Here is a 23,263-nt window from a genome sequence, read left to right on the forward strand (position 1 = left end):
AGACTATATGCTCGACACCGCAGCAGACACGAAGATTCAGAACGTGCTGTCCGCGCTCGACCGGGCGCTGGCCGAGCGCAACATCGAGGATGCGCTCGCGCTGTTCACCGAGGACTGCTACTGGCGCGATCTCGTGGCCTTCACCTGGAACATCAAGACCGTGGAGGGCAAGGCCGGGGTGCGCGACATGCTCGAGACCCGGCTCGACGAGGTCAAGCCCCGCGACTGGACGGTCGACGACAACGAAACACCGGCCCACGCCGACGGCGTCACCGAGGGTTTCATCGAATTCGAGACCGAGGTCGCCCGCGGCTACGGCTATATCCGTCTCAAGGACGGCCTGATCTGGACGCTGCTGACCACCATGCACGAGCTCAAGGGCTACGAGGAGCCCAGCGGCCACTCGCGTCCCCTGGGTGCCAAGCACGGCGACGAGCAGGGCGAGCCGACCTGGGCCGAGGAACGCGAGGCGGAGCTGGCGAATCTCGGCGTGAGCACCCAGCCCTATGTGCTGATCATCGGCGGCGGCCAGGGCGGCATCGCGCTCGGCGCGCGGCTCCGCCAGCACGGCGTGCCCGCGCTGATCGTGGAGAAGAACGAGCGCCCCGGCGACTCCTGGCGCAAGCGCTACAAGTCGCTCTGCCTGCACGATCCGGTCTGGTACGACCACATGCCCTACATCAAGTTTCCGAAGAACTGGCCGGTGTTCGCGCCCAAGGACAAGATCGGCGACTGGCTGGAGATGTACGCGAAGGTCATGGAACTCAACTTCTGGGGTTCCACCGAAGCCAAGCGCGCCAGCTACGACGAGGCCAGTGAAACCTGGACGGTGGTGGTCGAACGCGAGGGCCGCGAGATCACCCTGCAGCCGAAGCAGCTCGTGCTGGCCACCGGCATGTCGGCCAAGCCCAACACACCGTCGATTCCCGGCCAGGACATCTTCGCCGGCATCCAGCAGCATTCCTCGGAACACCCGGGGCCGGACGGCATGGAGGACAAGCGGGTCGCGGTCGTCGGCTCGAACAACTCCGCCCACGACATCTGCGCCGCGCTCGCCGAGGCCGGGGTGGACGTGACCATGATCCAGCGCTCGTCGACGCACATCACCAAGTCCGATTCGCTGATGAAGTACGCGCTCGGCCCGTTGTATTCCGAGGAGGCCGTGGCCAACGGCATCACCACCGAAAAAGCGGATCTGCTGTTCGCCTCGATCCCGTACGGCATCATGGCCGATTTTCAGAAGCCCGCCTTCGACCAGATCCGCGAGGCCGACGCCGAGTTCTACCGCGACCTGGAGCAGGCCGGATTCATGCTCGATTTCGGCCCCGACGATTCCGGCCTGTTCATGAAGTATCTGCGCCGCGCCTCCGGCTACTACATCGACGTCGGCGCCTCCCAGATGATCATCGACGGCCGGATCAAGCTCGCCAGCGGCTCGGAAGTGGCCCGTCTCACCGAGGACAGCGTCGTGCTGGAGGACGGACGCGAGATCCCGGCGGACGTGATCATCTACGCCACCGGCTACGGCTCGATGAACGGCTGGGCCGCAGACCTGATCTCCCAGGACGTCGCCGACAAGGTCGGCAAGGTCTGGGGGCTCGGTTCCGACACACCCAAGGACCCGGGCCCCTGGGAAGGCGAAGAGCGCAATATGTGGAAGCCGACCCAGCAGCCCGGACTATGGTTTCACGGCGGTAATCTCGCCCAATCAAGATATTACTCGCACTATCTCGCGCTTCAGCTCAAGGCGCGTATGGAGGGTTTCGAGACGCCGGTTTACGGTCTTCAGCCCACGCATCACTTGAGTTGATGGCTATAAAATTATGAAATAAAAGGCCACGGCGGCTCGAGCGTCGCTGTGGCCGGATTGTGCGCGTGCCGTGCAGGCGCCGCGTTCGTGACGCAGCGGCGCGTCCATGCCGTGTGCGCCGATGGGTTAGACTGATGCGCGTTTGGGCCACGACGCGCTTTCATGACCGCTTTCAGCGCCATAGAACAATCGGCTCGCGAGCGCCTCGGCGGAGGCGACGCGCTCGAATCCCGTCTGATTCGCCCCGAGCCCGCCGAATCGCTCGCCATGATCGGCGACGATCGCTACCTGTCCGTCATGTGTCGCCGCATCTTCCGGGCGGGGCTGACCCATCGGCTGGTGGATGCGCGCTGGCCGGCGTTCGAGATCGCCTTTGATGACTTCGACCCGGCCGCTGTCGCTGCCCTCGATGACGACGACCTCAAGAGACTCGCCGCCGACGAGACGCTGATCCGTCATCGGAGAAAGATATTCGCCGTCCGCAACAACGCCGTGGCGATGCAGGCGATCATCGCGGAGTTCGGCAGCTTCGGATTCTGGCTGGCCGAATGGCCCGAAGACGAGATCGTGGATCTGTGGCACGAGCTGCGCCAGCGCTTCACCCAGCTCGGCGGTCGTTCCGGACCCGCTTTCCTGCGCATGGCGGGCAAGGACACGTTCATGCTGACCGACTGGGTCGTCAAGGCGATGGCGCAGTGGCAGGCCTACAGCGGCAAATCGCATACCCGCAACGCCCACGCCGAGATTCAGGCCCTGTTCAATGGCTGGCAGGCAGAATCCGACCGTCCGCTGTGCCAGATCAGCCAGATTCTCGCTTTTTCAATTGACTAGACGCGGTATTTAATGCACTTAAAAAAGGGTTGGGGCCGCGGGCCCCGGTATGCCTCCGTTCTATTACTGCTCCTTGTATTGCTCGGAGGTTGCGGTTCCGACCAACCCCAGCCCGTCAAGCTCATGGGCGAGTTGACCTATGCAGGCAACGCCAAGATCCCGGCCGGCTCGAACGCGCGGGTAAGCATGGTCGAGCGCAGCGAGACCGGCGCCGACAAGCGCATCGTCGCGGAACGCTCGCTGCACGAACTGGGCAGCAAGCCGATCGAGTTCGATATCTCCGTGGACCCGAGCCTGCTCGAGGGCGAGGGCCGCTACGGACTGCGTGCGGAGATCACCGACGGCGACGGCAACGTGCGCTGGACGACACCCGAGCCGCTCGCCATCGACGACATATCCACCGATACCTCCGTGACGATCGAGCTCGAGGCGACACCGCAGCCGCAGACACCCGATTTCACCCAGTATCGCTGCGAGGACGGTTTCCATCTCGCGGCCGCAACCGCCGGAACGCGGGCGATCCTGCGCTTGGGCAATCGCCGCCTGGAGCTGCAGCCGGCCGGCGACAACCGCTACACCGACCTGCACGACAATGCACTGACCTTTCGCGAGGGCGGTGTGCGGCTGGTACTCGACGGCACCGAACACACCGACTGCCGGGTCGTCGAGAACCAGTCGCCCAGCGAGGTCGATGACGACAACGGGGACACCGATGCCGAGCCGGAAGCCGATGACGGCAGCGGCGAAGAGGACGGCACGGGCGAGCGCGAACGGGATTCCGGCGACACGACCGAGAACTGACGCCGGCGCCTCATGCAGGCATCACACCGTTGCGATGGGCTCGGATTGCGGCCGCGCCACCGGCAACATAACGTTCACGAGGCTACTGGCACGGCTTGAGCAGGGCGGTGGCGCGTTAGCTGCCCGAGCCGGGTGAGCGGTCACTCCGCGTCGGGCGTGCTTGGCCAGCCGTCGATGCCGATCAGCGCGTCCAGCGAAAGACGATCCGCCCAGCCCTCGGCTTCCAGCATCGGCCGGTCGTAGAACTCGCGCACATGGCCGAGGCAGAGGATGGCGATCGGGTGCGCGCCGTCGGGCATCGACAGCAGATCGACGAGCGCGGCCGGGTCGAACATCGACACCCAGCCCACGCCGAGCCCCTCGGCGCGCGCCGCCAGCCAGAGATTCTGGATCGCACAGGCCGCCGAGGCCAGATCCATCTCGGGCAGCGTCCGGCGACCGAACACATGCCGCTCGCGACCGTCGGTCAGGGCGACGACGAGCAGCTCGCCGCAGTCGCGGATACCTTCGACCTTGAGCTGCATGAAGGCCTGCTTGCGTGGCCCCATGATCTCGGCGGTGCGCAGACGCTCGGCCTCGACCTCGTCGTGCAGCGCCCGCCGCAGCGCTGGGCTGCAGACACGGATGAAACGCCAGGGTTGCATGTAACCGACGCTGGGCGCGTAGTGGGCGGCGGCAAGCAGCCGCCGGAGCACATCGGCATCGACCGGAGCGTCGATGAAATGACGCATATCGCGCCGCTCGGCGATCACGCGGTAGACGGCATCCAGCTCCGGCTGACTGTAACGATGGGAATCGCGGGTCTCGGTCATGGGCGTTGTCGCGGCACGCTTGGCAATTCACGGCTCGAAGCGCACAGGCTACACCAGCCCATCGGTTTGAATTCGCCGGGCCGCCTTTGCAAGGCTCTGCGCCTCGCGGCCGCCTCGGGCGATAGGCGCAGCCGCTGCGGGATGGAGACCATGACGCGAACACTACCACCGACATCGCCCGCCGCCGACCCGGCCGACCGGCGTCGCGGCTGGTGTCCCAGCGCGCTGCGGCCGATGGCCGCGGCGGACGGATGGCTGTTGCGTCTGCGGCCGCCGGAAGCGCGTGTGGACGGGCCGGCGCTGCGCCGGCTCTCGGCCATCGCCCGGCGTCACGCGGACGGCGCGGTTCTGCTCACCCGGCGGGCCAAGCTCGAACTGCGCGGCATACGCGATCCCGACGCCACCACGGCGGCCCTGCGCGCAGCCGGCTGGATGGAGGACGAGACCACCGCGGCGCTGCCCGATCAAATCATCTCGCCGGCCACCGATATCGACACCGCGGCGATCGCGGACGCGATGACGGTCCATCAGCGACTGCATGCCGCACTCAGCGGGCGCGATGCGACGCTGGATCTGCCGGACAAGTTCGCCGTCGCCATCGACGGCGGCGGGCGCCTCGGCGTTCCCGAGGTGCATGCGGATATACGCCTCGATGCGCTGGATGACAGGCACTGGCGGCTGGCGGTGGCCGGCAGCCGCGCCTCGGCCACGAGCCTGGGCTGCTGGCAGGCCGACGTGCTCACCGCCGCGGTCACTGCGCTCATCGATCGGTTCGCCGCCGCGCAGACCGCCGGGTCGCCGGGGCCCCGGCGCATGCGTGATCTGCTCGCCCGCGACGGCGCGCGGCGGCTGGCCGAGGCCTGCCCGCCGCCACGGGCGAAGGAGCCTCGGTCGGCGCCTCGGGCCGGCGGCCCGCCGATTCTGGGGTACCATGACGGGCTGGGCCACGTGATCGCCTTTGCGTTCGGGCGCATCGGCGCCGACGCGCTGGAGACGATCGCCGACGGCCTGGCGCGTCGCGGCGAGCATCTGCGGCTGCTGCCGGACCGCCGGGTGCTGCTGCCTGCCGCGGACGCCAACGACAGCGCGGCGCTACGCGCGGCCGGCGCCCTGGATACCCCCGGCGATCCGCGCCTGGGGCTGGCGGCCTGCATCGGTCGCGGCGGCTGCGCGCAGGCCACGACCGCCACCCGCGCGGACGCGCTGGCGCTGGCGGCACGGGCGCCGACCGTGGCCGGCGCCGGTGAGGTCGGGCTGCACGTATCCGGCTGTGCCAAGGGCTGCGCCCATCGCCGGCCGGCAGCGGTCACCCTCGTGGGACGCGCCGGCGGCTACGATGTGGTGGTCGCCGGAGCGCCGGACGAGCCGGCGCTGTGGACAGGGCTGGCGGTCGCGGCAGCCGGGTCGCGCCTGGCGGCGCTGGAACGCATCCACGTCGCCCAGCGGCAGGACGGCGAGACGCCGCTGGCCGTGTTCCGGCGCCTGGGCCGGCAACGATTACTTGAACTGAGCGAGGCGGAAATCGCAGGTGAGTGAACAACACGTCGACTACGACTACATCCGCGACGGGCGGGCCATTTACGAAAAGTCCTTCGCCATCATCGAGGCCGAGGCCGATCTGGACGGGCTGGCACCGGACCTGCGCAACGTGGCCATTCGCATGATCCACGCCTGCGGGCAGACCGACCTGGCGGCGGATCTGCGCCATTCCGCGGGCGTGGCCGCCGCGGCGCGCACCGCGCTGCAGGCCGGTGCGCCGATCCTCTGCGACAGCGAGATGGTCGCCCACGGCGTGACCCGACGGCGTCTGCCCGCCGACAACGCCGTCGTATGCACGCTGCGCGACCCCGACACGCCGACGCTCGCGCGCTCGATCGGCAACACGCGCACGGCCGCGGCGCTGGAACTCTGGGGCGACAATCTCGACGGCGCCGTGGTCGCCATCGGCAACGCGCCGACGGCGCTGTTTCATCTGCTCGAGCTCATCGCCGCGGGCGCGCCGCGGCCGGCCGCGGTCATCGGCCTGCCGGTGGGTTTCGTCGGCGCCATCGAGAGCAAGGAGGCACTGGCCGCGCAGGCGCTCGGCCTGGACTACCTGACGCTGTTCGGGCGCCGTGGCGGCAGCGCCATGGCCGCCGCCGCGGTCAATGCCCTGGCCAGCGAGGCGCTATGAGCCGAGCCACGGTCTACGGCGTCGGCACGGGCCCCGGCGATCCGGAACTGATGACCGTCAAGGCCGTGCGCGCGCTCGGGCGCAGCACCGTCGTGGCCTATTTCTGCAAGCGGGCGGGGGCGGGCAACGCGCTCACGGCCGCGCGGGACTATCTGCGCGACGATCACGTCATGCTGCCCATGGTCTATCCGGTGACCACGCAGCTGTCGCATCACTGCGACGCCTACCGCGAGCAGATCGAGGGCTTCTTCGATGAATCGGCCGAGCAGGTCGCCGCCCATGTGGCCGCGGGCCGCTCGGTGGCCGTGCTCTCCGAAGGCGACCCGTTCTTCTACGGCTCATTCATGCATATATTCCTGCGCCTGCGCGAGCGCCTGCCCTGCGAGGTGGTGCCGGGCGTGCCGGCGATGCTCGCCGGCGCCGGCCGGCTGCCGCGGCCGATCGCCATGCGCGACGACATCCTCACGGTGATTCCCGGCACGCTGCCGGACGCGGCGCTGCGCGACAGCCTCGCGCTGGCCCAGGCCGCGGTGGTAATGAAGGTCGGCCGCAACCTGCCGCGGATCCGCGCCGCACTCGAAGCCCTCGGCGCCACGGACCGCGCCTGGTACGTCGAGCGCGCCAGCCAGGGCGGCGAACGCGTCATGCCGCTGTCCGAGGCCCCGGACGGGCCGGCGCCGTATTTCTCCATGGTCCTGCTGCCGGGCACGGGCCAGCGGGTATGAGCGCCGTGGTGGGCGAGGGCGGCTGGCTCGCGGTCGTGGGCACCGGCCCCGGCGATTCGGCGTGGATGACGCCCGAAACGAGTGCGGTGATCGCCGCCGCGACCGATCTGGTGGGCTACGAGCGGTATGTCGAGCGCGTCGCCGACAGCGGCCAGCGCCGGCACGTCTCGGACAATCGCGAGGAGACCGCGCGCGCGGCCCACGCGCTCGATCTGGCGGCGAGCGGCGCGCGCGTCGCCGTCATCTCCGGCGGCGACCCGGGCATCTTCGCCATGGCCGCCGCGGTCTGGGAGACCCTCGAACGGGCCGATCACGAACGCTGGGCCGCGGTCGAGATCCGCGTCACCCCCGCGGTATCGGCGATCCAGGCGGTCGCCGCCCGCGCCGGCGCGCCGCTCGGCAACGACTTCTGCGTGATCTCGCTGTCCGACAACCTCAAGCCCTGGGCCGTGATCGAGCGGCGTGTGCGTCTGGCCGCCGAGGCCGATTTCGCGCTGGCCTTCTACAACCCGATATCGCGCGCCCGGCCGTGGCAGCTCGGCGCGGCGATCGAGGCCGTGGCCGCGCATCGCGCCCCGGCCACCCCGGTGGTCCTCGGCACCGCCGTCGGCCGGGCCGACGAGGCGCTGACGATCACCGACCTGGCTCGTTTCGACCCGGCCGCGGCGGACATGCGCACGCTGGTCATCGTCGGTGCCAGCACCACGCGGGTGATCGCCGCGGCCGACGGCCGACCCCGCGTCTACACCCCGCGCCTGTACCCGGCGGACTACTGATGCCCGGCCTGGTCGGAAAGCGCCGCGCAGGCGGCATCGACCGTGGCGAAGACCGCGTCCGCCGCGGGCAGGGCGGGGCGCTCGACCATCACCACGCGCACGCCGCGCTGTCGGGCCGCATCGAGTTTGGCCCGCATCGCCGGCGCGCCGCTGTTCTTGGTGACCAGCACGTCGATGGCATGGCGGGCCAGCAGCGCGCTTTCGTCAGCCACCGTGAACGGGCCGCGGGCAGTGATCAGGCGCCAGTCATCGAACGCCGGCGGCGGCTCGGGCGGGTCGATGCTGCGCACCAGCCAGAAGCGGCCGGGCGCATCGGCGAACGGGCCGAGGCTGCGCGCCCCAACGGTCAGAAACACGCGACGGCCGAGGTCGTCGAGGCACGCGGACGCCGCTGTCAGGTCGGCGACGTGAATCCAGTCGTCCTCCGCACCCGGGCGCCAGGGCGGACGCGCCAGGCGCCAGAGGGCGACCCCGCAGCGGCGACAGGCGATCGCGGCGTGGTGCGACATGGCCGCCGCGAACGGGTGGGTGGCATCGATCACCCGGTCGATCGCGTGGCGTTCCAGATAGGCGGCAAGCCCGTCGATGCCGCCGAAGCCGCCCACCCGCGTGGCCAGCGGCGAAGCGGCCGGCCGGCGGGTCGCGCCGGCCAGCGACAGGGTGGCCTCGACGCCGGGCCGCACCGCCAGACGCTCGGCCAGCAGGCGGGCCTCGCGGGTACCGCCGAGCAGCAGCAGTTTCATCGAGACAACGCTCGTCATATCGGATGGGCCGGCTAATGTGCAGCGTCCACGCCGATCAAGTCCAGACGCCGTGGCTGTCGGTGGTGGGCATCGGCCTCGACGGCTGGTCCGGCGTGCCCGAGCCGGCCCGACGCGCGCTGCAGGAGGCGGAACTCGTGGTCGGCGGTGCGCGCCATCTGGCCCTGCTCCCGAACTCGGTGCGCGGCCGGCGCATGGTCTGGCCGTCGCCGCTGAGCCAGGGCATCGATGCCATCCTCGCCCGGCGCGGTACTGCAGTGGCGGTGCTGGCCAGCGGCGATCCCTTCTGGTACGGCGTCGGTGCCACGCTCGCACGCCACGTGCCCGCCGACCGCATGCGGGTATGGCCGCAGCCTTCGGCGTTCTCGCTGGCCGCGGCACGCATGGGCTGGGCGCTGCAGGACGTCACCTGCCTGTCGGTCCACGGCCGCCGGCTCTCGCGCGTGCGCCCGGCGCTGCATGACGGCGCCCGCCTGCTGCTGCTGTCCTGGGACGGCCATACCGCCGCCCGGCTGGCCGCCTGGCTCACGGCGCAGGGTTTCGGCCCGTCGCAGCTGAGCGTGCTCGCCCATCTGGGCGGCGACGCCGAGCGGCGTGTCGACGGCCACGCCGAGAGCTGGGCCACCGCCGAGACCGAGGCCCTGAACACCATCGCGGTGCGCTGTGTCGCCGCCCCCGGTACGCGGGCCCTCGGCCGGACGCCCGGCCGGCCCGAGGGGCTGTTCGCCCACGACGGCCAGATCAGCAAGCGCGAGGTCCGCGCCGCGATCCTGGCACTGCTCGCACCCGGCCAGAACGAGACTCTGTGGGATATCGGCGCGGGCTCGGGCGCGATCGCTATCGAGTGGATGCTTAGCGATCGCAGCAACCGCGCGGTGGCGATCGAGGCCCGGACCGACCGGCTCGACCGGGTCCGGGCCAACGCCGAGGCGCTCGGCGTGCCCGCGCTCGAGACAGTGGCCGGGCGCGCACCGGATGCGCTCGCGGGGCTGAGTACGCCGAACGCCGTGTTCATCGGCGGCGGGTTGACCGAACCGGGGCTGGTGGCCCGCTGTCGGGCCGCGCTGGCGCCGGGCGGGCGGATCGTGGCCAGCAGCGTGACCGTCGAGGGCGATGCCGCGCTCGCCGCGCTGCACGCCGACAGCGGCGGCAGCCTGCGCCGCATCGCAGTCAGCCGTGCCGAACCGCTGGGCGGCTTTGCCGGCTGGCGCGCCCTGCGCCCGATCACGCTCTGGTGCAACATCGACGACACGGACGAGAACGCATGACCGTGCACTTCATCGGCGCCGGTCCGGGCGCGGCCGATCTGCTCACGCTGCGCGGGCGCGACCGCATCGCGGCCTGCGGTCTGTGCCTGTACGCCGGGTCGCTGGTGCCGGACGGCGTACTGGCGCATCTGCCGGCCGGCGTGGCGGCGATCAACACCGCCGGCATGGCGCTCGACGAGATCATCGCCCGTATTCGCGAGGCCACCGCCGCCGGGCACGACGTCGCCCGCCTGCATTCGGGGGATCTGGCCGTCTACAGCGCCCTGGCGGAACAGCTGCGGCGGCTGCGCGCGGCGGGCATCGACTACACGCTGACGCCCGGCGTGCCGGCGTTCGCGGCGGCCGCGGCGGCGCTCGGCCAGGAGCTGACCGTGCCCGAGGTGGGGCAGTCGCTGGTTCTGACCCGGACCCAGGGCCGCGCCTCGGCCATGCCGCCGGGCGAGACGCTCGAAGCGTTTGCCGCCAGTCGCGCGACGCTGGCGGTGCATCTGTCGCTGCAGGCCGTCGAGGATGTGGTCGCGCGGCTGCAACCGTATTACGGCGACGACTGTCCGGCGGCGATCGTGCAGCGTGCCTCCTGGGCCGAGGAGCGCGTCGTCCGCGCCCGGCTGGATGCGCTCGTCGAAGCCGCGGCGGACCTGCCCGCGCGCCGCAGCGCCATCATCTTCGTCGGCCGGGTGTTGGGGGCGCTGGACAGCGGCGCCTTCCGCGACAGCGCCCTCTACGACCCCGCGCACGTCAGCCAGTACCGCTGGGCCAGCGAGGACTGACGACCGACGCGCGCGGTAAACGGCTCAGCCGCGGGCGAGATCCGCCAGCGACACGTCCAGCCGGCCCGCGCGGGCGAGCAGACGTCCGGGCTTGTCGATCACCCAGACCTCCAGCGCGCTCGAGGGCGGCAGATAGCCGGCAGCCACCTCCCAGGCACGCTCGGCCACGCGGCGATCAAGGTCGATGCCGGCTTCGCCAGCATGCGACAGCGCCTCGAGGCTGGTGTTGCTGGCGCGCACCGCGGCCTGCAGCGTCGCGCCGCCGTCCGCGCAGAGCTCGGCCAGGAAATCGAAGTCCACGCCGCCGCGGCGGCTGTGCAGATCGAGCCGCCCGGTCGCCAGCTTGCTGAACTTGCCGAAGCCGCCGACCAGCGACAGCTGCGGGAGCGGGTTGCGGCGAAGATACTTGAGCACCGCGCCGGCGAAGTCGCCCATCTCGATCAGCGCCATGTCCGGCAGGCCGTAGTGGGTCTGGATCGCGTTTTCGCTGGTCGAGCCGGTACAGGCCGCGACGTGGGCGCGGCCGTTGGCGCGGGCGACGTCGATGGACTGGTGGATGGAGGCGATGTAGGCGGCGCAGGAAAACGGCCGCACGATGCCCGTGGTCCCAAGGATCGACAGCCCGCCGAGGATGCCGAGGCGCGCGTTCATGGTCCGCTGGGCGATCGCTTCGCCGTCGTCGACGCCGACCGTCACGTCGAAGCCGCCCGTGTGGCCCAGTTCCGTCGCCACGCGGGCCAGATGCTCGCCGATCATCCGCCGCGGCACGGGATTGATCGCCGGCTCGCCGATCGCCAGCGCCAGCCCGGCGCGGGTCACCGTGCCCACCCCGGCGCCGGCCCGGAAGACGACGCCGGGGGCCTCGGTCAGGGTCAGCCGGACCCAGACCCGAGCGCCGTGGGTGGCGTCCGGATCGTCGCCGGCGTCCTTGATCAGACCCGCTTCGGCGCAGACGCTCGGGGTGATCAGGCGGCAGTCGTGAACGTCCAGATCCGCTTCGCGATTTTTCGGCAGCGACAGATGCACGCGTTCCAGCGTGCGATCCGCCAGCACTTGGTAGGCGGCGGCCATCGCCGCGGCCGTGGCCGTGGCGCCCGTGGTCCAGCCGGTGCGCAGCGGCCGATCGCCGTTCTCTGCGGTCTCTTCGCGCATGGGGATCGCCATGGTCGTTGCGGCGTCAGGCCCGGGGTACGGGCGGATGGTCGACGGCGGGGTCGGGCAGGCGACCGCGACGCGCGGCGCGCACCGTCTCGCGCAGACTCACGACCGAACCCACGATCAGCACGGCCGGCGAGGTGACGGTATGGCGTCGCGCCGTCGCGGGCAGGCTGGTCACGGACCCCGTGAGCACCCGCTGCTCCGGCGTGGTACCGCGCTCGATGAGCGCCGCCGGCGTATCCGGATCCATCCCGTGCGCCACCAGCGCCGGACAGAGATTGGTCAGCGCCATTACCCCCATGTAGATCACCAGCGTATGCCGGCTGCGCACCAGGGCGGCCCAGTCGTGGCGCATCTCGCCGGCCTGGCCGTGGGCGGTGAGGAATTCGCAGCCGGCGGCGTGATCGCGATGGGTCAGCGGGATGTCGGCGTAGGTCGCGCAGCCGGAACCGGCGGTGATGCCCGGAATGGCGCGTGTGGCGACCCCGGCCGCGGCCAGTTCGACCAGCTCCTCGCCGCCGCGCCCGAACACGAACGGATCGCCGCCCTTGAGACGCAGCACGCGACGGCCCGCGCGGGCCAGGGCGATCATGTGGCGATTCAGCTCGGCCTGACGGTAATGATGATGACCGCGGCGCTTGCCGACGAACACACGCTCCGCGTGGGCGGGCGCCCAGGACAGCAATCGGGGCGAGACCAGCCGGTCGTAGAGAACGACGTCGGCGCCGCGCAGGGCGCGCTCGCCGTCCAGCGTCAAAAGACCCGGATCGCCGGGGCCGGCGCCGACCAGACAGACCTGGACATGCTGCCAGGGATCGTCGCGCGCGGCGGGCGTCGACTCCGGTGGCTCGAAGACGAAATCGCCGCCGCCGGTGACGGCGTCGTGGAACGGCCGGCCGGCGTCGGTGGCCAGCCGGCGCAGATCGCGAACGCATGCCGGTTCGGCGCTGGCGGCGATCACCAGCCGCGCGGCGGCCACGTCGGCGGCCGTCGCCGGCCGTGGGCGCCAGTCGATGGCCCGGCTCTCGATCAGATCACGCAGCCACGGTTCGGGATCGGCGCAGCACAGACGCACGGTCAGCCCGGCGCGGGCGAGCGCCGCCAGCGGCCGTGCCGCGGCACGATCGCCGCCGCCGATCACGGCCGGCCGCTCGTCCGCATTGAGCTGGATGTTCAGACCCGCCATGGGCACCTGTGGTCTCGGGCGAGGCGACACTGTACGTCCTCTCGCGCATCGGTTGCGACAGCCACGGTGGCACGGGCTCCGGCCCGGCGCGGTCCGAGCAGCCGCGTCTTCGCGCGATCGCCGCCGCAGGCAGCGGCAGCCGCAAGAGCGGCGCATTCGGCCACGCTGGCCACGCCGAAACGCGCCCGGGCCGCGGCGGACGGGCGTGCCACCTGCGCATCGAAACACGCGAGTTGGGCCGCCGTTCCGAACCAGAGTTCGCAGCCCAGGACCGCGGCCAGCTCGCGCATTGCCGGCGCCTCGCGCTTGTCGGCGATACTGGCGATGACCCGGACATCACGGACGTCGAAGGCAAGCGCCGCCGCGGTCTCGTCGAGCAGCTGTCGAAGCACGTCCGACCCGCAGCCGTGTCGACAACCGATGCCGACGAACAGCGGTGTTCGTTGTACCGAGGCGTATGACGAATTCGGCGGCACTGAGTCTCCCTGGACCGTGAACAGGCGTTATCGAACCCCGTATGCCCACCGATCCCTCCGCGACCAGCGGTTTGACCGGAGGCACGCGCCTGCCTAGACTCCGCTCGGACAGGGTGCCTTGATCCGACAGGACAAGGATAATCGGGAAAGTGGTGCGTGCCCACGGGCACCAGTCCACTGCTGCCCCCGCAACGGTAAGCGATTCAGGTTCGCACACGGCCACTGCGCACAGCGCGGGAAGGCGCGAACCCGGGCATCCGCCCGCTCGCAAGCCCGGAGACCGGCCCTGGCTCGACGCGGTCACACGACCGCCGACAACTCATGACGTACGGGTGTGTACATGCAGAACCAGCAGTCGAATCCGGCCCGGAGCGCGCAGGCGCGGCCGACGGCCATTTCCAGTGAGATCGTTCAGCTCGCCGGCGCGGCGCTCATCGGCGCGTTCGTCGTCTACGGCGTCGGCTTCTCGCACCTGATGCCGGTGCACAACGCGGCGCACGACACCCGGCACTCCGCGACCTTCCCCTGCCACTGATCCGATGACCCGCCCGCGCCGCGGCTCCCGCCGTGCGCGCTGCCAGTCATACGGATCATTCGCGCCGGCCGCCGACCCGCGGCGTTCCGGTGCATGCCAACGGGATACGCGATGCTCTTTCGACGCTTGATTCTCAGCGCCGTGCTGGTGGGCGCCCTCGTGGGCGCGCTGCTCGGTCTCGGCGAGCAGTTCTCCACCGCGCCGCTGATCGCCGCGGCCGAACACCAGGCCGAGGGCCACGGGCACGCCCATGGCCACGAACACGAACACAGCGCCGAGGCTGGCCACGGCCATCACGGTGACGGCACGGCCTGGGCGCCCGCCGACGGCGCCCAGCGCATCGGCTTCACGATCGTCACCAACATGGGCGTGGCCATCGGCTTCAGCCTGCTGCTGATGGTGGCCATGTATATCGCCGCCCGCGGCCGCGGCGCACCGGTGAATGCCGCCACCGGCGCGGCCTGGGGGCTGGCCGGCTTCGCCGTGGTGTTCGTCGCGCCCTCGCTGGGGCTGCCGCCCGAGGTGCCCGGCGCGGCCTCGGCCGGCCTGACCGAGCGCCAGCTCTGGTGGCTGTTCACGGCCGCGGTGACCGCGGCGGCCCTGGCCATCGCCGTGTTCGCGCCGGGCTGGCGGAAGCTGCCGGCGCTCGTGCTGCTGCCGTTGCCCTATCTGTTCGGCGCACCGGAGATGCCCGCTTCGCCCTATGGCGGCCACGACGCCGCCACCGCGGCCGCGCTGGAGACCATTCACGGCCAGTTCGTCTGGGCCGCCGGGCTGACCAATGCCGTGTTCTGGCTGGTGCTGGGCGTGGCCTGCGGCTGGGCGATGCAACGCTGGGTGCTCGATCGCGACGTGATCGGCGGGGCGCATGCCGCGGGCTGATTTCCCCTTCGCGGCGGTCGTCGGCCAGGAGCGGCTGAAGACCGCGCTGCTGCTCGCCGCGATCGAGCCGGGCCTGGCCGGCGTGCTCATCTCCGGCCCGCGCGGCTCGGCGAAATCGACGCTGGCCCGCGCACTGGCCGCGATCGATCGGCGGGCCGACGGTCGTTTCGTGACGCTGCCGCTGGGGGCGACCGAAGAACAGGTCGTCGGCACGCTCGATCTGGAACGCGCGCTGGGCACCGGCGAAGTCGCCCACCAGCCCGGCGTCATCGGCCGCGCCCACGGCGGCTATCTCTACATCGACGAAGTCAATCTGCTCGCCGATGCGCTGGTGGACGTACTGCTGGACGTGGCCGCCTCCGGGGTCAATCGCATCGAGCGCGACGGCATCAGCCACGAGCACGCCGCGGAATTCGTGCTCATGGGCACGATGAATCCGGACGAGGGCGACCTGCGGCCCCAGTTCGCGGACCGGTTCGGGCTGTGCGTGGTGCTCAATACCGATTACGACGCCGAAACGCGTCGTCGGATCGTGGATCAGCGACTGGCCTACACGCGCGACCCCGAGGGCTTCGCCGCCGAGCACGCCCCGGCCCAGGCCGCGCTCGCCGAACGCCTCGAGGCCGCCCGCGCCCGGCTGCCGCAGGTCGACTGCAACGACGAGATCAAGAACGCGATCGCCGAGCGCTGCCTGGCCGCGGGTGTCGAGGGCGTTCGCGCGGACATCCACTGGCGCCAGGCCGCCGTCGCCCACGCCGCTTGGCAGGCACGCGAGCACGTGACCGCGGAAGACGTGGACGCGGTCGCCGAGTTCGTGCTCTGTCATCGGCGGAACGTCGACGACGGCGAGGGCTCCGGTGGCGCCGCCGGCGGGCAGGGCGGTGCCGAGGGGTCGAGCGAGCGGGCCGATAGCGGCCAGGGCGACACCTGGGGCGGACTGCCGCCCCGACGAATCGCGCCGCAGCGCGCCGTCACAACCGATCCCGCGGCACTGCCGAACGCCGACCCGGTCGGTCGAGCCGCGCAGACCGCCGTCGCCGGGCGAGGCGCGGGGCCCGGACGCGACCCGCGCGGCGGCGCGTCGCTCGCAGGCCCGGCCGGGCGGCGCGTCGACTGGTTCCGCACCCTGGGCGATGCGGCGCGCACCGCGCATCGGCGTCCGCGCCGGCTCGTGCACCGTCCGGCCAGCACCCGGCCGGCCACACTGAACTGCATTCTCCTCGACACCTCGGCCTCGACCCTGGGGCAGGCCGCCCAGGACGAGGCCCGGTCGGCGGTCGCCGGCATCGCCCGGCACGCCTGGCGCGCCCGCGAACGGCTGGCGATACTGGCCTTCGGCGGCGACCGGATCGACTGGCTGATCGCCCCTAAAAGGGCGCCGAAACAGTGCGAGCGCGCGCTCGCCGAATGGCCCGCCGGCGGCGGCACGCCGCTGCGCGCCGCGCTGCGCATCGCCGAGGAGCGGCTGCGACGGCTGGTACGCCGGGAACCCGGGCTGCGCACGCGCACGCTGCTGTTCACCGACGGCCGCTGTCGCGACGACATCCCGGAGCTGTGCTGGCCCGGCGCGCTGGCCGTGGTCGACACCGAGCGCGCCCGCGTGCCGCTCGGCCGCGCCCGCCGACTGGCGAATCGACTCGGCGGCGGTTACATCGCCAGCCCCCGGGCACTGGCGGTATCGTCATGAGCCGCGAAACCGAGACACGCGCCTGTCCGGCGCTGCTTATCGGCGCGGCCGCCTCGGGGCAGGGCAAGACCACGGTGACGGCCGCGCTGGCACGTGCCGCCCGCCGTCGCGGCCGGCGCGTGGCGGTATTCAAGGCGGGCCCGGATTATCTCGATCCGCAGATTCTGGCCGCGGCAGCCGGGAGTGCGGTCGAGCCGCTCGATCTGTGGATGGCCGGCGCCGACTACTGTGGCCAGCGCCTGTTCGAGGCCGCGGGAGAGGCCGATCTGATTCTGGTCGAAGGCACCATGGGCCTTCACGACGGCCAGCCGTCAAGCGCGGACTTCGCCGCCGAATTCGGTCTGCCCGTGGCCCTGGTGCTGGACTGCCGGGGCATGGCCCAGACCGCGGCCGCCGTGGCCGCCGGACTGCAGCACGCCCGCGAGGAACTGGCGGTCGCCGGCCTGGTGGCCAACGGTGTCGGCAGCGCGCGCCATGCCGACCTGATCGCCGAGGCGCTGCCCGCGGACCTGACGCTGCTGGCCTGCCTGGCCCGGGACGAGGCGGTGGCCCTGCCGCATCGGCATCTCGGCCTGGTCCAGGCGCAGGAGCAGGGCGCGTCTCTGGAGGCGGCCCTCGACGCCGCGGCCGAGCGCATCGAAAGAACATCGCTGCCGGACGCTCCGCTTCCGGTCGCTTTCACCCGAAAGCCGGCGGCCGTGCCCGGGCCGTGGCTCGCGGGCCACCGCATCGGCGTCGCCCGGGACGCCGCATTCAGCTTCGCCTATGCCGCCAACGAGCGGCTGCTGGAAAGCATGGGTACGGAACTGCGGTATTTCTCGCCGCTTGACGACACCGCGCTGCCGGACGTGGACGCGCTCTGGCTGCCCGGGGGCTATCCCGAGCTGCACGCGGCCGATCTGGCCGCCAACACCGCGATGCACGCCGCGCTGCAGGCGTTTCATCGCTCGGGCCGGCCGATGCTCGCCGAATGCGGCGGCATGCTTTATCTGCAGGACAGCCTCACCGAGCTGGACGGGCCGACGCATCGGATGGTCGGTCTGATTCCCGGCGCCGGGCGGATGCGCGCGAAGGGCGGCTGCCAGGGCATGCAGACCGCGCCGCTGCCCGAGGGCGAGATCCGCGGTCACGCCCACCATCGTTCGGCCACTGACGACGGCGCGGTGCCGATCGCGCACGGGCGCCGGCCGCGGCATCCCGCGCCCGGTGAAGCGATCGTGCGAGATCGCGGCCTCACCGCGACCTATCTGCATCTGTTCTTCGCCTCGAATCCGGCGGCCACGGCAGCCCTGCTCGGCGGCGCCGCGCGGTCATCGACCGCCGGCGCACAGACCGCCACGACCGCCGTCTCCTGATTCTCCAACCGACGCTTCGGAGTCCGATCATGCAACTCGACAAGATCCACGCCACGGTCGTCACCGGTTTTCTCGGCAGCGGCAAGACCACGCTTCTGTCGAACCTGATCCGCAACGCGCAGGACAAGCGCATCGCCGTGATCGTCAACGAGTTCGGCGAAATGGATATCGACGCCGAGCTGCTGCGCGGCTGTCCGCTGGCCTGTGGCGACGAGGGTGAGGGCGAAGACGGCATCTTCGAACTCGCCAACGGCTGCATCTGCTGCACGGTCGAGGAGGAGTTCGTGCCGGTGATGAAAAAGCTCATCGAAAAGCGCGATACGATCGACCACATCGTCATCGAAACCTCCGGTCTGGCGCTGCCCAAGCCGCTGGTCCAGGCCTTCAACTGGCCCGAGATCAAGCAGCACTGCACGGTCGACTCGGTCATCGCGGTGCTCGACGGCCCGGCGATCGCGGCCGGCACCTGGGCGCACGAGCCGGAGCGCGTGGACGCCGCCCGGCTCGCCGACGATGCCCTGGATCACGACCCAACGCTGGAGGAACTGCTCGACGATCAGCTCGCCGCCGCGGATCTGGCGATCGTGAGCAAGGCCGACCGACTGAGCGCGACCGATCGCGACACGGTCGACGAGTGGCTGCGGTCACGGCTGCCGGCGCGGGTGAAGACGCTGTTCGTGGACAACGGCGCCGCCGATCCGGAGTTGCTGACGGGGCTGGACTCGGCGACCGAAGATCGCATCGAGGCGCTCCAGACCCATCACGACGCCCACCACGCGGCCGGCGAGGCGCACGAGCACGCCCACGACCACTTCGATTCGACCGTGATCAGCCTCGGGGCGGTCGACAGCGAGCGCCTGCTGGCGGGCATGCAGCAGCTCATCGCGGAACAGACGATCTATCGCGCCAAGGGCTTTGCCGCCGTGGGCGACAAGCCGATGCGCCAGGTCGTCCAGGCGGTGGGCGAACGCGTCGCCCATTACTTCGATCGCCTGTGGGCGGCCGAGGAGCGCCGCGAGACGCGGCTGGTGTTCATCGGCCACGATCTCGACCGGGACCGCATCCGCGCGGTGCTGGGCGAGGCCGAGGTGGCCACCGCCGACGCCGACTGAAACGGCGCCGCGTTCGACGCGCGTACCGGCCCGAGAGCGACATGCATCTACTGGCGGCACAACCGGGCGGCTTCGCCGACGGCGAGGGCATCATCGACCTCGACCAGTCGCCGGCCGACATGGTGATCCTGAGCGCGGCCGACGGCGTGCTGGCGATGCTGGCCGAGGCCGCCGAACGGCTGCCGGCGGAATTTCCGAGCCTGCGTCTGGCGAACTGGCGCAATCTGTCCAAGCCCGCGGCGCTGGATCTGTATCGCGACCGCACGCTGGACCGGGCCCGGGTGGTGGTCGTATCGCTGATCGGCGGCCGCGCCTACTGGCCGTACGGGGTCGAGCAGTTGACCGACTGGGCCACTGCGGCTTCCGACCGCCAGCTGATCGTGGTTCCCGGCGAGGACTACCACGACGACGAGGTCTTCGCGCTTTCGACGGTCGACTACGACACTGCCCACCGCGTGTGGCGCTACACCCGCGAGGGCGGGGCGGACAATGCCGAGGCGCTGATGCGCTTCGTCGCCGCCACCTGTCTCGACCGGGACTTCGACTGGCGCGAGCCGACAGTGCTGGCGCGGGCGCTGATCCATCACCCCCAGCGGCTGCCGGCCACGCTCGCGGACTGGCGTGCCCGCTGGCCGGCGGGCCACGACCGGCCGGTAGCCGTCGTCGTGCTCTATCGCAGTCATCTGCAGAACGGCAACACCGCGGTGTTCGAGGCCCTGTATGAGGTGCTCATGGCCCGGGGGCTGAACCCGCTGCCGGTGGCCGTCGCCTCGCTCAAGGAGCCCGCCTGTCTCGCCGCGATCGACGAGCTGATCGAGGCGGCCGACGCCGCGGTCGTGCTCAACACCACCGGCTTCGCGCTGCGGGCGGCGACCAACGCGGCCACGGCCTCTGACCCCGGCACCGGTCGCGCCACCTTCGCCCGCGACATCCCGGTCCTGCAGCTGATCCCGGCCAGCACCACCGAAGCGGATTGGACAGAGCAGAACGCGGGCCTGCGGTCGCGCGATCTGGCAATGTACGTGGTGCTGCCCGAGCTCGACGGCCGCATCGTCACCCGCGCGGTGGCCTTCAAGACCCTGGCGTACCGTAGCCGACGCTGCGAGATCGATGTCGTTCGCCACGAGCTGATGCCCGAACGTGCCGCTTTCGTGGCCGATCTGGCCCGACGTTGGGCCCGTCTGCAGACGCGGCCGAACGCCGACAAGCGCATCGCCCTGATCCTCGCCAACAACCCCGGCACCGACGGGCGCATCGGCAACGGCGTGGGGCTGGACACGCCGGCCTCGACGCTGGAGCTGCTGGCCGCGCTGCGCGCGGACGGCTACGACACCGGCGCGCTGCCCGACGATCCGACCGCGCTGATGGAGCACCTGCGGGCGGCGGTCTCCAACGATGCCGCGCGCAACGAGTTCAAGCCGAGTCACCAGAGTCTGGACATCGCCGTCTACGAGGACTGGTTCGCGACCCTGCCGGCCGCCAGTCAGGCCGCGGTCCTCGAGCGCTGGGGCGAACCGCGGGCGGATCCGAAACATCAGGACGGGCGTCTGCAGATCGCCGGGCTGCGCTTCGGCAACGTGTTCGTCGGGCCGCAGCCGGCGCGCGGCTTCGGGATCGACCTGGCCGCCAACTACCACGACCCCGATCTGGTGCCGCCCCACGGCTATCTGGCCTTCTACGCCTGGCTGCGCGAAGTCTATGCGGTGGATGCCGTGATCCACGTCGGCAAGCACGGCAACCTCGAGTGGCTGCCGGGCAAGAGCGTGGCGCTGTCACGACACTGCTGGCCGGACATCGCCCTCGGCCCGATGCCGCAACTCTATCCGTTCATCGTCAACGATCCGGGCGAGGGCGCCCAGGCCAAGCGCCGCAGCCAGGCCGTGATCATCGACCACATGACGCCGCCGATCGTGCGCGCGGAAAGCCACGGCGCGCTGGCCGAGCTGGAAGGCCTGGTCGACGAATACTTCGAGGCCGCGGGCCTGGATCGCCGGCGCGAGACCTATCTGCGCGATCGCATTCTGGAGATCGCCCGCCGCAGCCACGTCGCCGACGAGATCGCCGAGGACCCGAGCGACGACGAGGCGATCCTGGCCCGGCTCGACACCTATATCTGCGATCTCAAGGAAGCCCAGATCCGGGGCGGCCTGCATTGCCTCGGCCGGCTGCCGGATCGGGCGCAGCTGGCCGAGACTCTGGTCTCGCTGACCCGCATGCAGCGCGGGGAGGGCGCGACCGACCGCGGTCTGCTGCACGCCCTCGCGGCCGATCTGGAACTGGGGGATTTCGACCCGCTCCGGGTGGACGGCCAGGCCTGGGACGGGCCGAAGCCGGCGATCCTCGCCTCGCTGTCGTCTCAGGGCTGGCGCACGGATCATCACACCCGCGAACGCCTCGAGCAGCTGGCGGTCGATCTCGTCGCCCGGGCGGTGATCGACGGCGATATGGCGGCCGTGCGGGGCCTCACCCAGACCGCGGCGCTGCTGAGCTACGTCCGCGACACGCTGCTGCCGGCGCTCACGCGCGGCGTCACCGACGAGATCGCGCACACACTCGGCGGGCTGAACGGGCGTTTCGTCCCGCCGGGGCCGAGCGGTGCGCCCACCCGCGGACGCCTGGACACGCTCCCCACCGGCCGCAACTTCTACACCGTCGACAGCCGCGCGATTCCGACGACGACGGCCTGGGAACTGGGCAAGACATCGGCCGAGGCGCTGGTCACGCGGCATCTGCAGGAGCAGGGCGACTATCCGCGCCGGATCGGGCTGTCCGTCTGGGGCACGGCCACGATGCGCACCGGCGGCGACGACATCGCCCAGGCGTTCGCGCTGATGGGCATCAAGCCGGTCTGGGCCCCGGGCTCCAATCGTCTGGTGGACTTCGAGATCGTGCCCGCCTTCCAGCTCGGCCGGCCGCGGGTGGACGTCACCCTGCGCGTCTCCGGCTTCTTTCGCGATGCCTTCGCCGGCATCATCCGGCTGTTCGATGCCGCGGTGCGCCAGCTGGCCACGTTCGAGGACCCGGGCGACGGCAACACCATCCGGACGAACGTCGAGCATCGGGTGGCCGAACTTCTGGCCCAGGGCCACGACCACGACAGCGCCATGCGCCAGGCCTGCTTCCGAGTGTTCGGCTCGCGGCCCGGCACCTACGGCTCGGGCCTGAGCGAGCGGATCGACGCCGGCGACTGGGGTGACGGCGACGATCTGGCCGACGCCTACGTCGAGCGCGGCGGCTACGCCTACGGCGAACGCGAATACGGCGAGGCGGCCTTCGAGGCGTTCAACGACCGCCTCGAAGGGCTCGAGGCGGTCATCCAGAACCAGGACAACCGCGAGCACGACATCCTCGATTCCGCGGACTACTACCAGTTCCAGGGCGGCATGGCCAACGCCGCCCGCAGCCGCCGCAGCGGCCGCATGCCGACCGTCTACCACGGCGACCACAGCAACCCGGGCGCGCCGCGCATCCGCACGCTCACCGAGGAGATCAACCGCGTGATCCGGGCCCGGGTGACCAACCCCAAATGGATTGGCGCGATGCAGCGCCACGGCTACAAGGGCGCCTTCGAGATGGCCGCCACGGTCGACTACCTGTTCGCCTACGACGCCACCACGCAGGTGGTCGCCGATTACCAGTACGCCGCCGTTTCGGATGCGCTGATCCTCGACGAGGACAACCGGGCGTTCGTGGAGGCTCACAACCCGGATGCGCTGCGCAACATGTCCGAACGCATGCTCGAAGCCATGCAGCGCGGCCTCTGGCACGAACCCGGCGCCTATCGCGAACACATCGAGAACGCGATTCTGGAACTCGAGGAAGGCTACGAACAACCGCTCGAATAGGTGCGCCACGAGAACAGGCGCTGCCGGCCACGCGGAAAGACATTGTCCGCATCCGATCGTCAGGCCAGCTCAGACCAACAGGGTGTTGAGCAACCGCATCGGACCACGTCATCCGGTCCATGTCAGCGGCAAGCGCCTGACTTGGTCGCAGACTCGTCGCCGTTCGCGAACTCCCGTTCGCTGTTCAACCTCGACATCACAGACGGCGGGCTCGTCGCGCCCGATAACACCCAGTGATTCGACGCGATAACCATCGGAGTGCGTCTTCACGATGCGCTCGCGGACACGCACGCGGTGACG

At 71.0% G+C, this 23,263-nt stretch carries 20 protein-coding genes and 1 riboswitch; of the genes, 15 read left to right on the forward strand and 5 right to left on the reverse strand.

Annotated features, from left to right (window positions below; all coding sequences use genetic code 11):
• Positions 1-7 precede the first annotated feature (7 nt).
• The 3 genes from SAHL_RS15845 (at position 8) to SAHL_RS15855 (ending at position 3,442) form a co-directional block, all read left to right on the forward strand.
• Positions 8-1,810 carry an NAD(P)-binding domain-containing protein gene (locus SAHL_RS15845; protein WP_123592478.1) on the forward strand — a complete coding sequence of 601 codons (1,803 nt, stop codon included), beginning with the start codon at positions 8-10 and terminating at the stop codon, positions 1,808-1,810.
• Between the two features lie 162 nt (positions 1,811-1,972).
• Positions 1,973-2,641 carry a DNA-3-methyladenine glycosylase I gene (locus tag SAHL_RS15850; protein ID WP_123592392.1) on the forward strand — a complete coding sequence of 223 codons (669 nt, stop codon included), beginning with the start codon at positions 1,973-1,975 and terminating at the stop codon, positions 2,639-2,641.
• Between the two features lie 123 nt (positions 2,642-2,764).
• Positions 2,765-3,442 (forward strand): YbaY family lipoprotein, encoded by a 678-nt coding sequence (locus SAHL_RS15855; RefSeq protein ID WP_184947768.1) that lies wholly within the window; start codon positions 2,765-2,767, stop codon positions 3,440-3,442.
• A gap of 140 nt (positions 3,443-3,582) precedes the next feature.
• Here SAHL_RS15855 and bluB read toward each other — a convergent pair whose 3' ends face one another.
• Positions 3,583-4,254, reverse strand: coding sequence for a 5,6-dimethylbenzimidazole synthase (bluB, locus tag SAHL_RS15860; protein WP_123592394.1), 672 nt, complete (start codon positions 4,252-4,254; stop codon positions 3,583-3,585).
• 150 nt (positions 4,255-4,404) lie between these two features.
• On the opposite strand from bluB, the gene SAHL_RS15865 reads away from it, so the two are divergent.
• From SAHL_RS15865 to cobJ, 4 genes are read left to right on the forward strand one after another with little or no spacing between them, the layout of a single operon-like run.
• Complete coding sequence (locus SAHL_RS15865; RefSeq protein WP_184947771.1) at positions 4,405-5,790, forward strand: hypothetical protein; 1,386 nt, start codon at positions 4,405-4,407, stop codon at positions 5,788-5,790.
• A complete protein-coding gene (locus SAHL_RS15870) occupies positions 5,783-6,427 on the forward strand; it encodes a precorrin-8X methylmutase (RefSeq protein WP_123592396.1) in 645 nt (214 codons plus the stop codon). The genes SAHL_RS15865 and SAHL_RS15870 overlap by 8 nt, the downstream gene beginning before the upstream one ends.
• Positions 6,424-7,152 (forward strand): precorrin-2 C(20)-methyltransferase, encoded by a 729-nt coding sequence (locus tag SAHL_RS15875; RefSeq protein ID WP_123592397.1) that lies wholly within the window; start codon positions 6,424-6,426, stop codon positions 7,150-7,152. Before SAHL_RS15870 ends, SAHL_RS15875 begins: the two co-directional genes overlap by 4 nt.
• A gap of 5 nt (positions 7,153-7,157) precedes the next feature.
• The gene (gene cobJ / locus SAHL_RS15880; protein ID WP_416235862.1) at positions 7,158-7,928 is read left to right on the forward strand and encodes a precorrin-3B C(17)-methyltransferase; all 771 of its coding nucleotides are present in this window, start codon (positions 7,158-7,160) and stop codon (positions 7,926-7,928) included.
• On the opposite strand, the gene SAHL_RS15885 is transcribed toward cobJ, so the two are convergent.
• Positions 7,922-8,671 carry a cobalt-precorrin-6A reductase gene (locus SAHL_RS15885; protein ID WP_221178003.1) on the reverse strand — a complete coding sequence of 250 codons (750 nt, stop codon included), beginning with the start codon at positions 8,669-8,671 and terminating at the stop codon, positions 7,922-7,924. The genes cobJ and SAHL_RS15885 overlap by 7 nt on opposite strands.
• Before the next feature lie 35 nt (positions 8,672-8,706).
• Here SAHL_RS15885 and cbiE point away from each other — a divergent pair, with 35 nt between their 5' ends.
• On the forward strand, positions 8,707-9,957 hold the full coding sequence (gene cbiE / locus SAHL_RS15890; protein WP_123592399.1) for a precorrin-6y C5,15-methyltransferase (decarboxylating) subunit CbiE: 1,251 nt from the start codon (positions 8,707-8,709) through the stop codon (positions 9,955-9,957).
• A complete protein-coding gene (gene cobM, locus SAHL_RS15895) occupies positions 9,954-10,727 on the forward strand; it encodes a precorrin-4 C(11)-methyltransferase (RefSeq protein ID WP_123592400.1) in 774 nt (257 codons plus the stop codon). Before cbiE ends, cobM begins: the two co-directional genes overlap by 4 nt.
• Before the next feature lie 24 nt (positions 10,728-10,751).
• Here the strand turns inward: cobM and SAHL_RS15900 are convergent, their stop codons facing one another.
• From SAHL_RS15900 to SAHL_RS18550, 3 genes are read right to left on the reverse strand one after another with little or no spacing between them, the layout of a single operon-like run.
• Complete coding sequence (locus tag SAHL_RS15900) at positions 10,752-11,879, reverse strand: cobalt-precorrin-5B (C(1))-methyltransferase (protein ID WP_123592480.1); 1,128 nt, start codon at positions 11,877-11,879, stop codon at positions 10,752-10,754.
• A 25-nt stretch (positions 11,880-11,904) separates the two neighbouring features.
• A complete protein-coding gene (cobA, locus tag SAHL_RS15905) occupies positions 11,905-13,071 on the reverse strand; it encodes a uroporphyrinogen-III C-methyltransferase (protein ID WP_123592401.1) in 1,167 nt (388 codons plus the stop codon).
• Complete coding sequence (locus SAHL_RS18550; protein WP_184947773.1) at positions 13,059-13,547, reverse strand: cobalamin biosynthesis protein; 489 nt, start codon at positions 13,545-13,547, stop codon at positions 13,059-13,061. The genes cobA and SAHL_RS18550 overlap by 13 nt, the downstream gene beginning before the upstream one ends.
• A gap of 94 nt (positions 13,548-13,641) precedes the next feature.
• Positions 13,642-13,850, forward strand: a riboswitch (cobalamin riboswitch).
• A 37-nt stretch (positions 13,851-13,887) separates the two neighbouring features.
• Between SAHL_RS18550 and SAHL_RS15915 the strand changes: the two genes are divergently transcribed.
• The 6 genes from SAHL_RS15915 (at position 13,888) to cobN (ending at position 22,963) form a co-directional block, all read left to right on the forward strand.
• Positions 13,888-14,082: a CbtB domain-containing protein gene (locus SAHL_RS15915; protein WP_123592481.1), complete on the forward strand. Its 195-nt coding sequence runs from the start codon at positions 13,888-13,890 to the stop codon at positions 14,080-14,082.
• Positions 14,083-14,193: 111 nt separating this feature from the next.
• On the forward strand, positions 14,194-14,964 hold the full coding sequence (locus SAHL_RS15920) for a CbtA family protein (protein WP_123592403.1): 771 nt from the start codon (positions 14,194-14,196) through the stop codon (positions 14,962-14,964).
• Entirely contained in the window at positions 14,951-16,651 is a 1,701-nt protein-coding gene (locus SAHL_RS15925; protein WP_123592404.1) for an ATP-binding protein, read from the forward strand. The genes SAHL_RS15920 and SAHL_RS15925 overlap by 14 nt, the downstream gene beginning before the upstream one ends.
• Positions 16,648-18,006 carry a cobyrinate a,c-diamide synthase gene (locus SAHL_RS15930; protein WP_123592405.1) on the forward strand — a complete coding sequence of 453 codons (1,359 nt, stop codon included), beginning with the start codon at positions 16,648-16,650 and terminating at the stop codon, positions 18,004-18,006. The genes SAHL_RS15925 and SAHL_RS15930 overlap by 4 nt, the downstream gene beginning before the upstream one ends.
• 29 nt (positions 18,007-18,035) lie before the next feature.
• Positions 18,036-19,118 carry a cobalamin biosynthesis protein CobW gene (gene cobW, locus SAHL_RS15935; RefSeq protein WP_123592406.1) on the forward strand — a complete coding sequence of 361 codons (1,083 nt, stop codon included), beginning with the start codon at positions 18,036-18,038 and terminating at the stop codon, positions 19,116-19,118.
• A 41-nt stretch (positions 19,119-19,159) separates the two neighbouring features.
• A complete protein-coding gene (gene cobN, locus SAHL_RS15940) occupies positions 19,160-22,963 on the forward strand; it encodes a cobaltochelatase subunit CobN (RefSeq protein WP_123592407.1) in 3,804 nt (1,267 codons plus the stop codon).
• The last annotated feature ends 300 nt before the right edge of the window (positions 22,964-23,263 follow it).

The sequence above is a fragment of the Salinisphaera orenii subsp. halophila YIM 95161 genome, assembly GCF_003732545.1.
GTDB lineage: Bacteria > Pseudomonadota > Gammaproteobacteria > Nevskiales > Salinisphaeraceae > Salinisphaera > Salinisphaera orenii_A.

Coding starts and splice junctions, on each gene's coding strand:
- cobW (WP_123592406.1), top strand. CDS start 18,036: ATGCAACTCGACAAGATCCACGCCACGGTCGTCACCGGTTTTCTCGGC.
- SAHL_RS15920 (WP_123592403.1), top strand. CDS start 14,194: ATGCTCTTTCGACGCTTGATTCTCAGCGCCGTGCTGGTGGGCGCCCTC.
- cobA (WP_123592401.1), bottom strand. CDS start 13,071: ATGGCGGGTCTGAACATCCAGCTCAATGCGGACGAGCGGCCGGCCGTG.
- SAHL_RS15930 (WP_123592405.1), top strand. CDS start 16,648: ATGAGCCGCGAAACCGAGACACGCGCCTGTCCGGCGCTGCTTATCGGC.
- SAHL_RS15850 (WP_123592392.1), top strand. CDS start 1,973: ATGACCGCTTTCAGCGCCATAGAACAATCGGCTCGCGAGCGCCTCGGC.
- cobN (WP_123592407.1), top strand. CDS start 19,160: ATGCATCTACTGGCGGCACAACCGGGCGGCTTCGCCGACGGCGAGGGC.
- bluB (WP_123592394.1), bottom strand. CDS start 4,254: ATGACCGAGACCCGCGATTCCCATCGTTACAGTCAGCCGGAGCTGGAT.
- SAHL_RS15925 (WP_123592404.1), top strand. CDS start 14,951: ATGCCGCGGGCTGATTTCCCCTTCGCGGCGGTCGTCGGCCAGGAGCGG.
- cobM (WP_123592400.1), top strand. CDS start 9,954: ATGACCGTGCACTTCATCGGCGCCGGTCCGGGCGCGGCCGATCTGCTC.
- SAHL_RS15915 (WP_123592481.1), top strand. CDS start 13,888: ATGCAGAACCAGCAGTCGAATCCGGCCCGGAGCGCGCAGGCGCGGCCG.
- SAHL_RS15845 (WP_123592478.1), top strand. CDS start 8: ATGCTCGACACCGCAGCAGACACGAAGATTCAGAACGTGCTGTCCGCG.
- SAHL_RS15885 (WP_221178003.1), bottom strand. CDS start 8,671: ATGAAACTGCTGCTGCTCGGCGGTACCCGCGAGGCCCGCCTGCTGGCC.
- SAHL_RS15875 (WP_123592397.1), top strand. CDS start 6,424: ATGAGCCGAGCCACGGTCTACGGCGTCGGCACGGGCCCCGGCGATCCG.
- SAHL_RS15865 (WP_184947771.1), top strand. CDS start 4,405: ATGACGCGAACACTACCACCGACATCGCCCGCCGCCGACCCGGCCGAC.
- SAHL_RS15900 (WP_123592480.1), bottom strand. CDS start 11,879: ATGCGCGAAGAGACCGCAGAGAACGGCGATCGGCCGCTGCGCACCGGC.
- SAHL_RS15855 (WP_184947768.1), top strand. CDS start 2,765: ATGGGCGAGTTGACCTATGCAGGCAACGCCAAGATCCCGGCCGGCTCG.
- cbiE (WP_123592399.1), top strand. CDS start 8,707: ATGTGCAGCGTCCACGCCGATCAAGTCCAGACGCCGTGGCTGTCGGTG.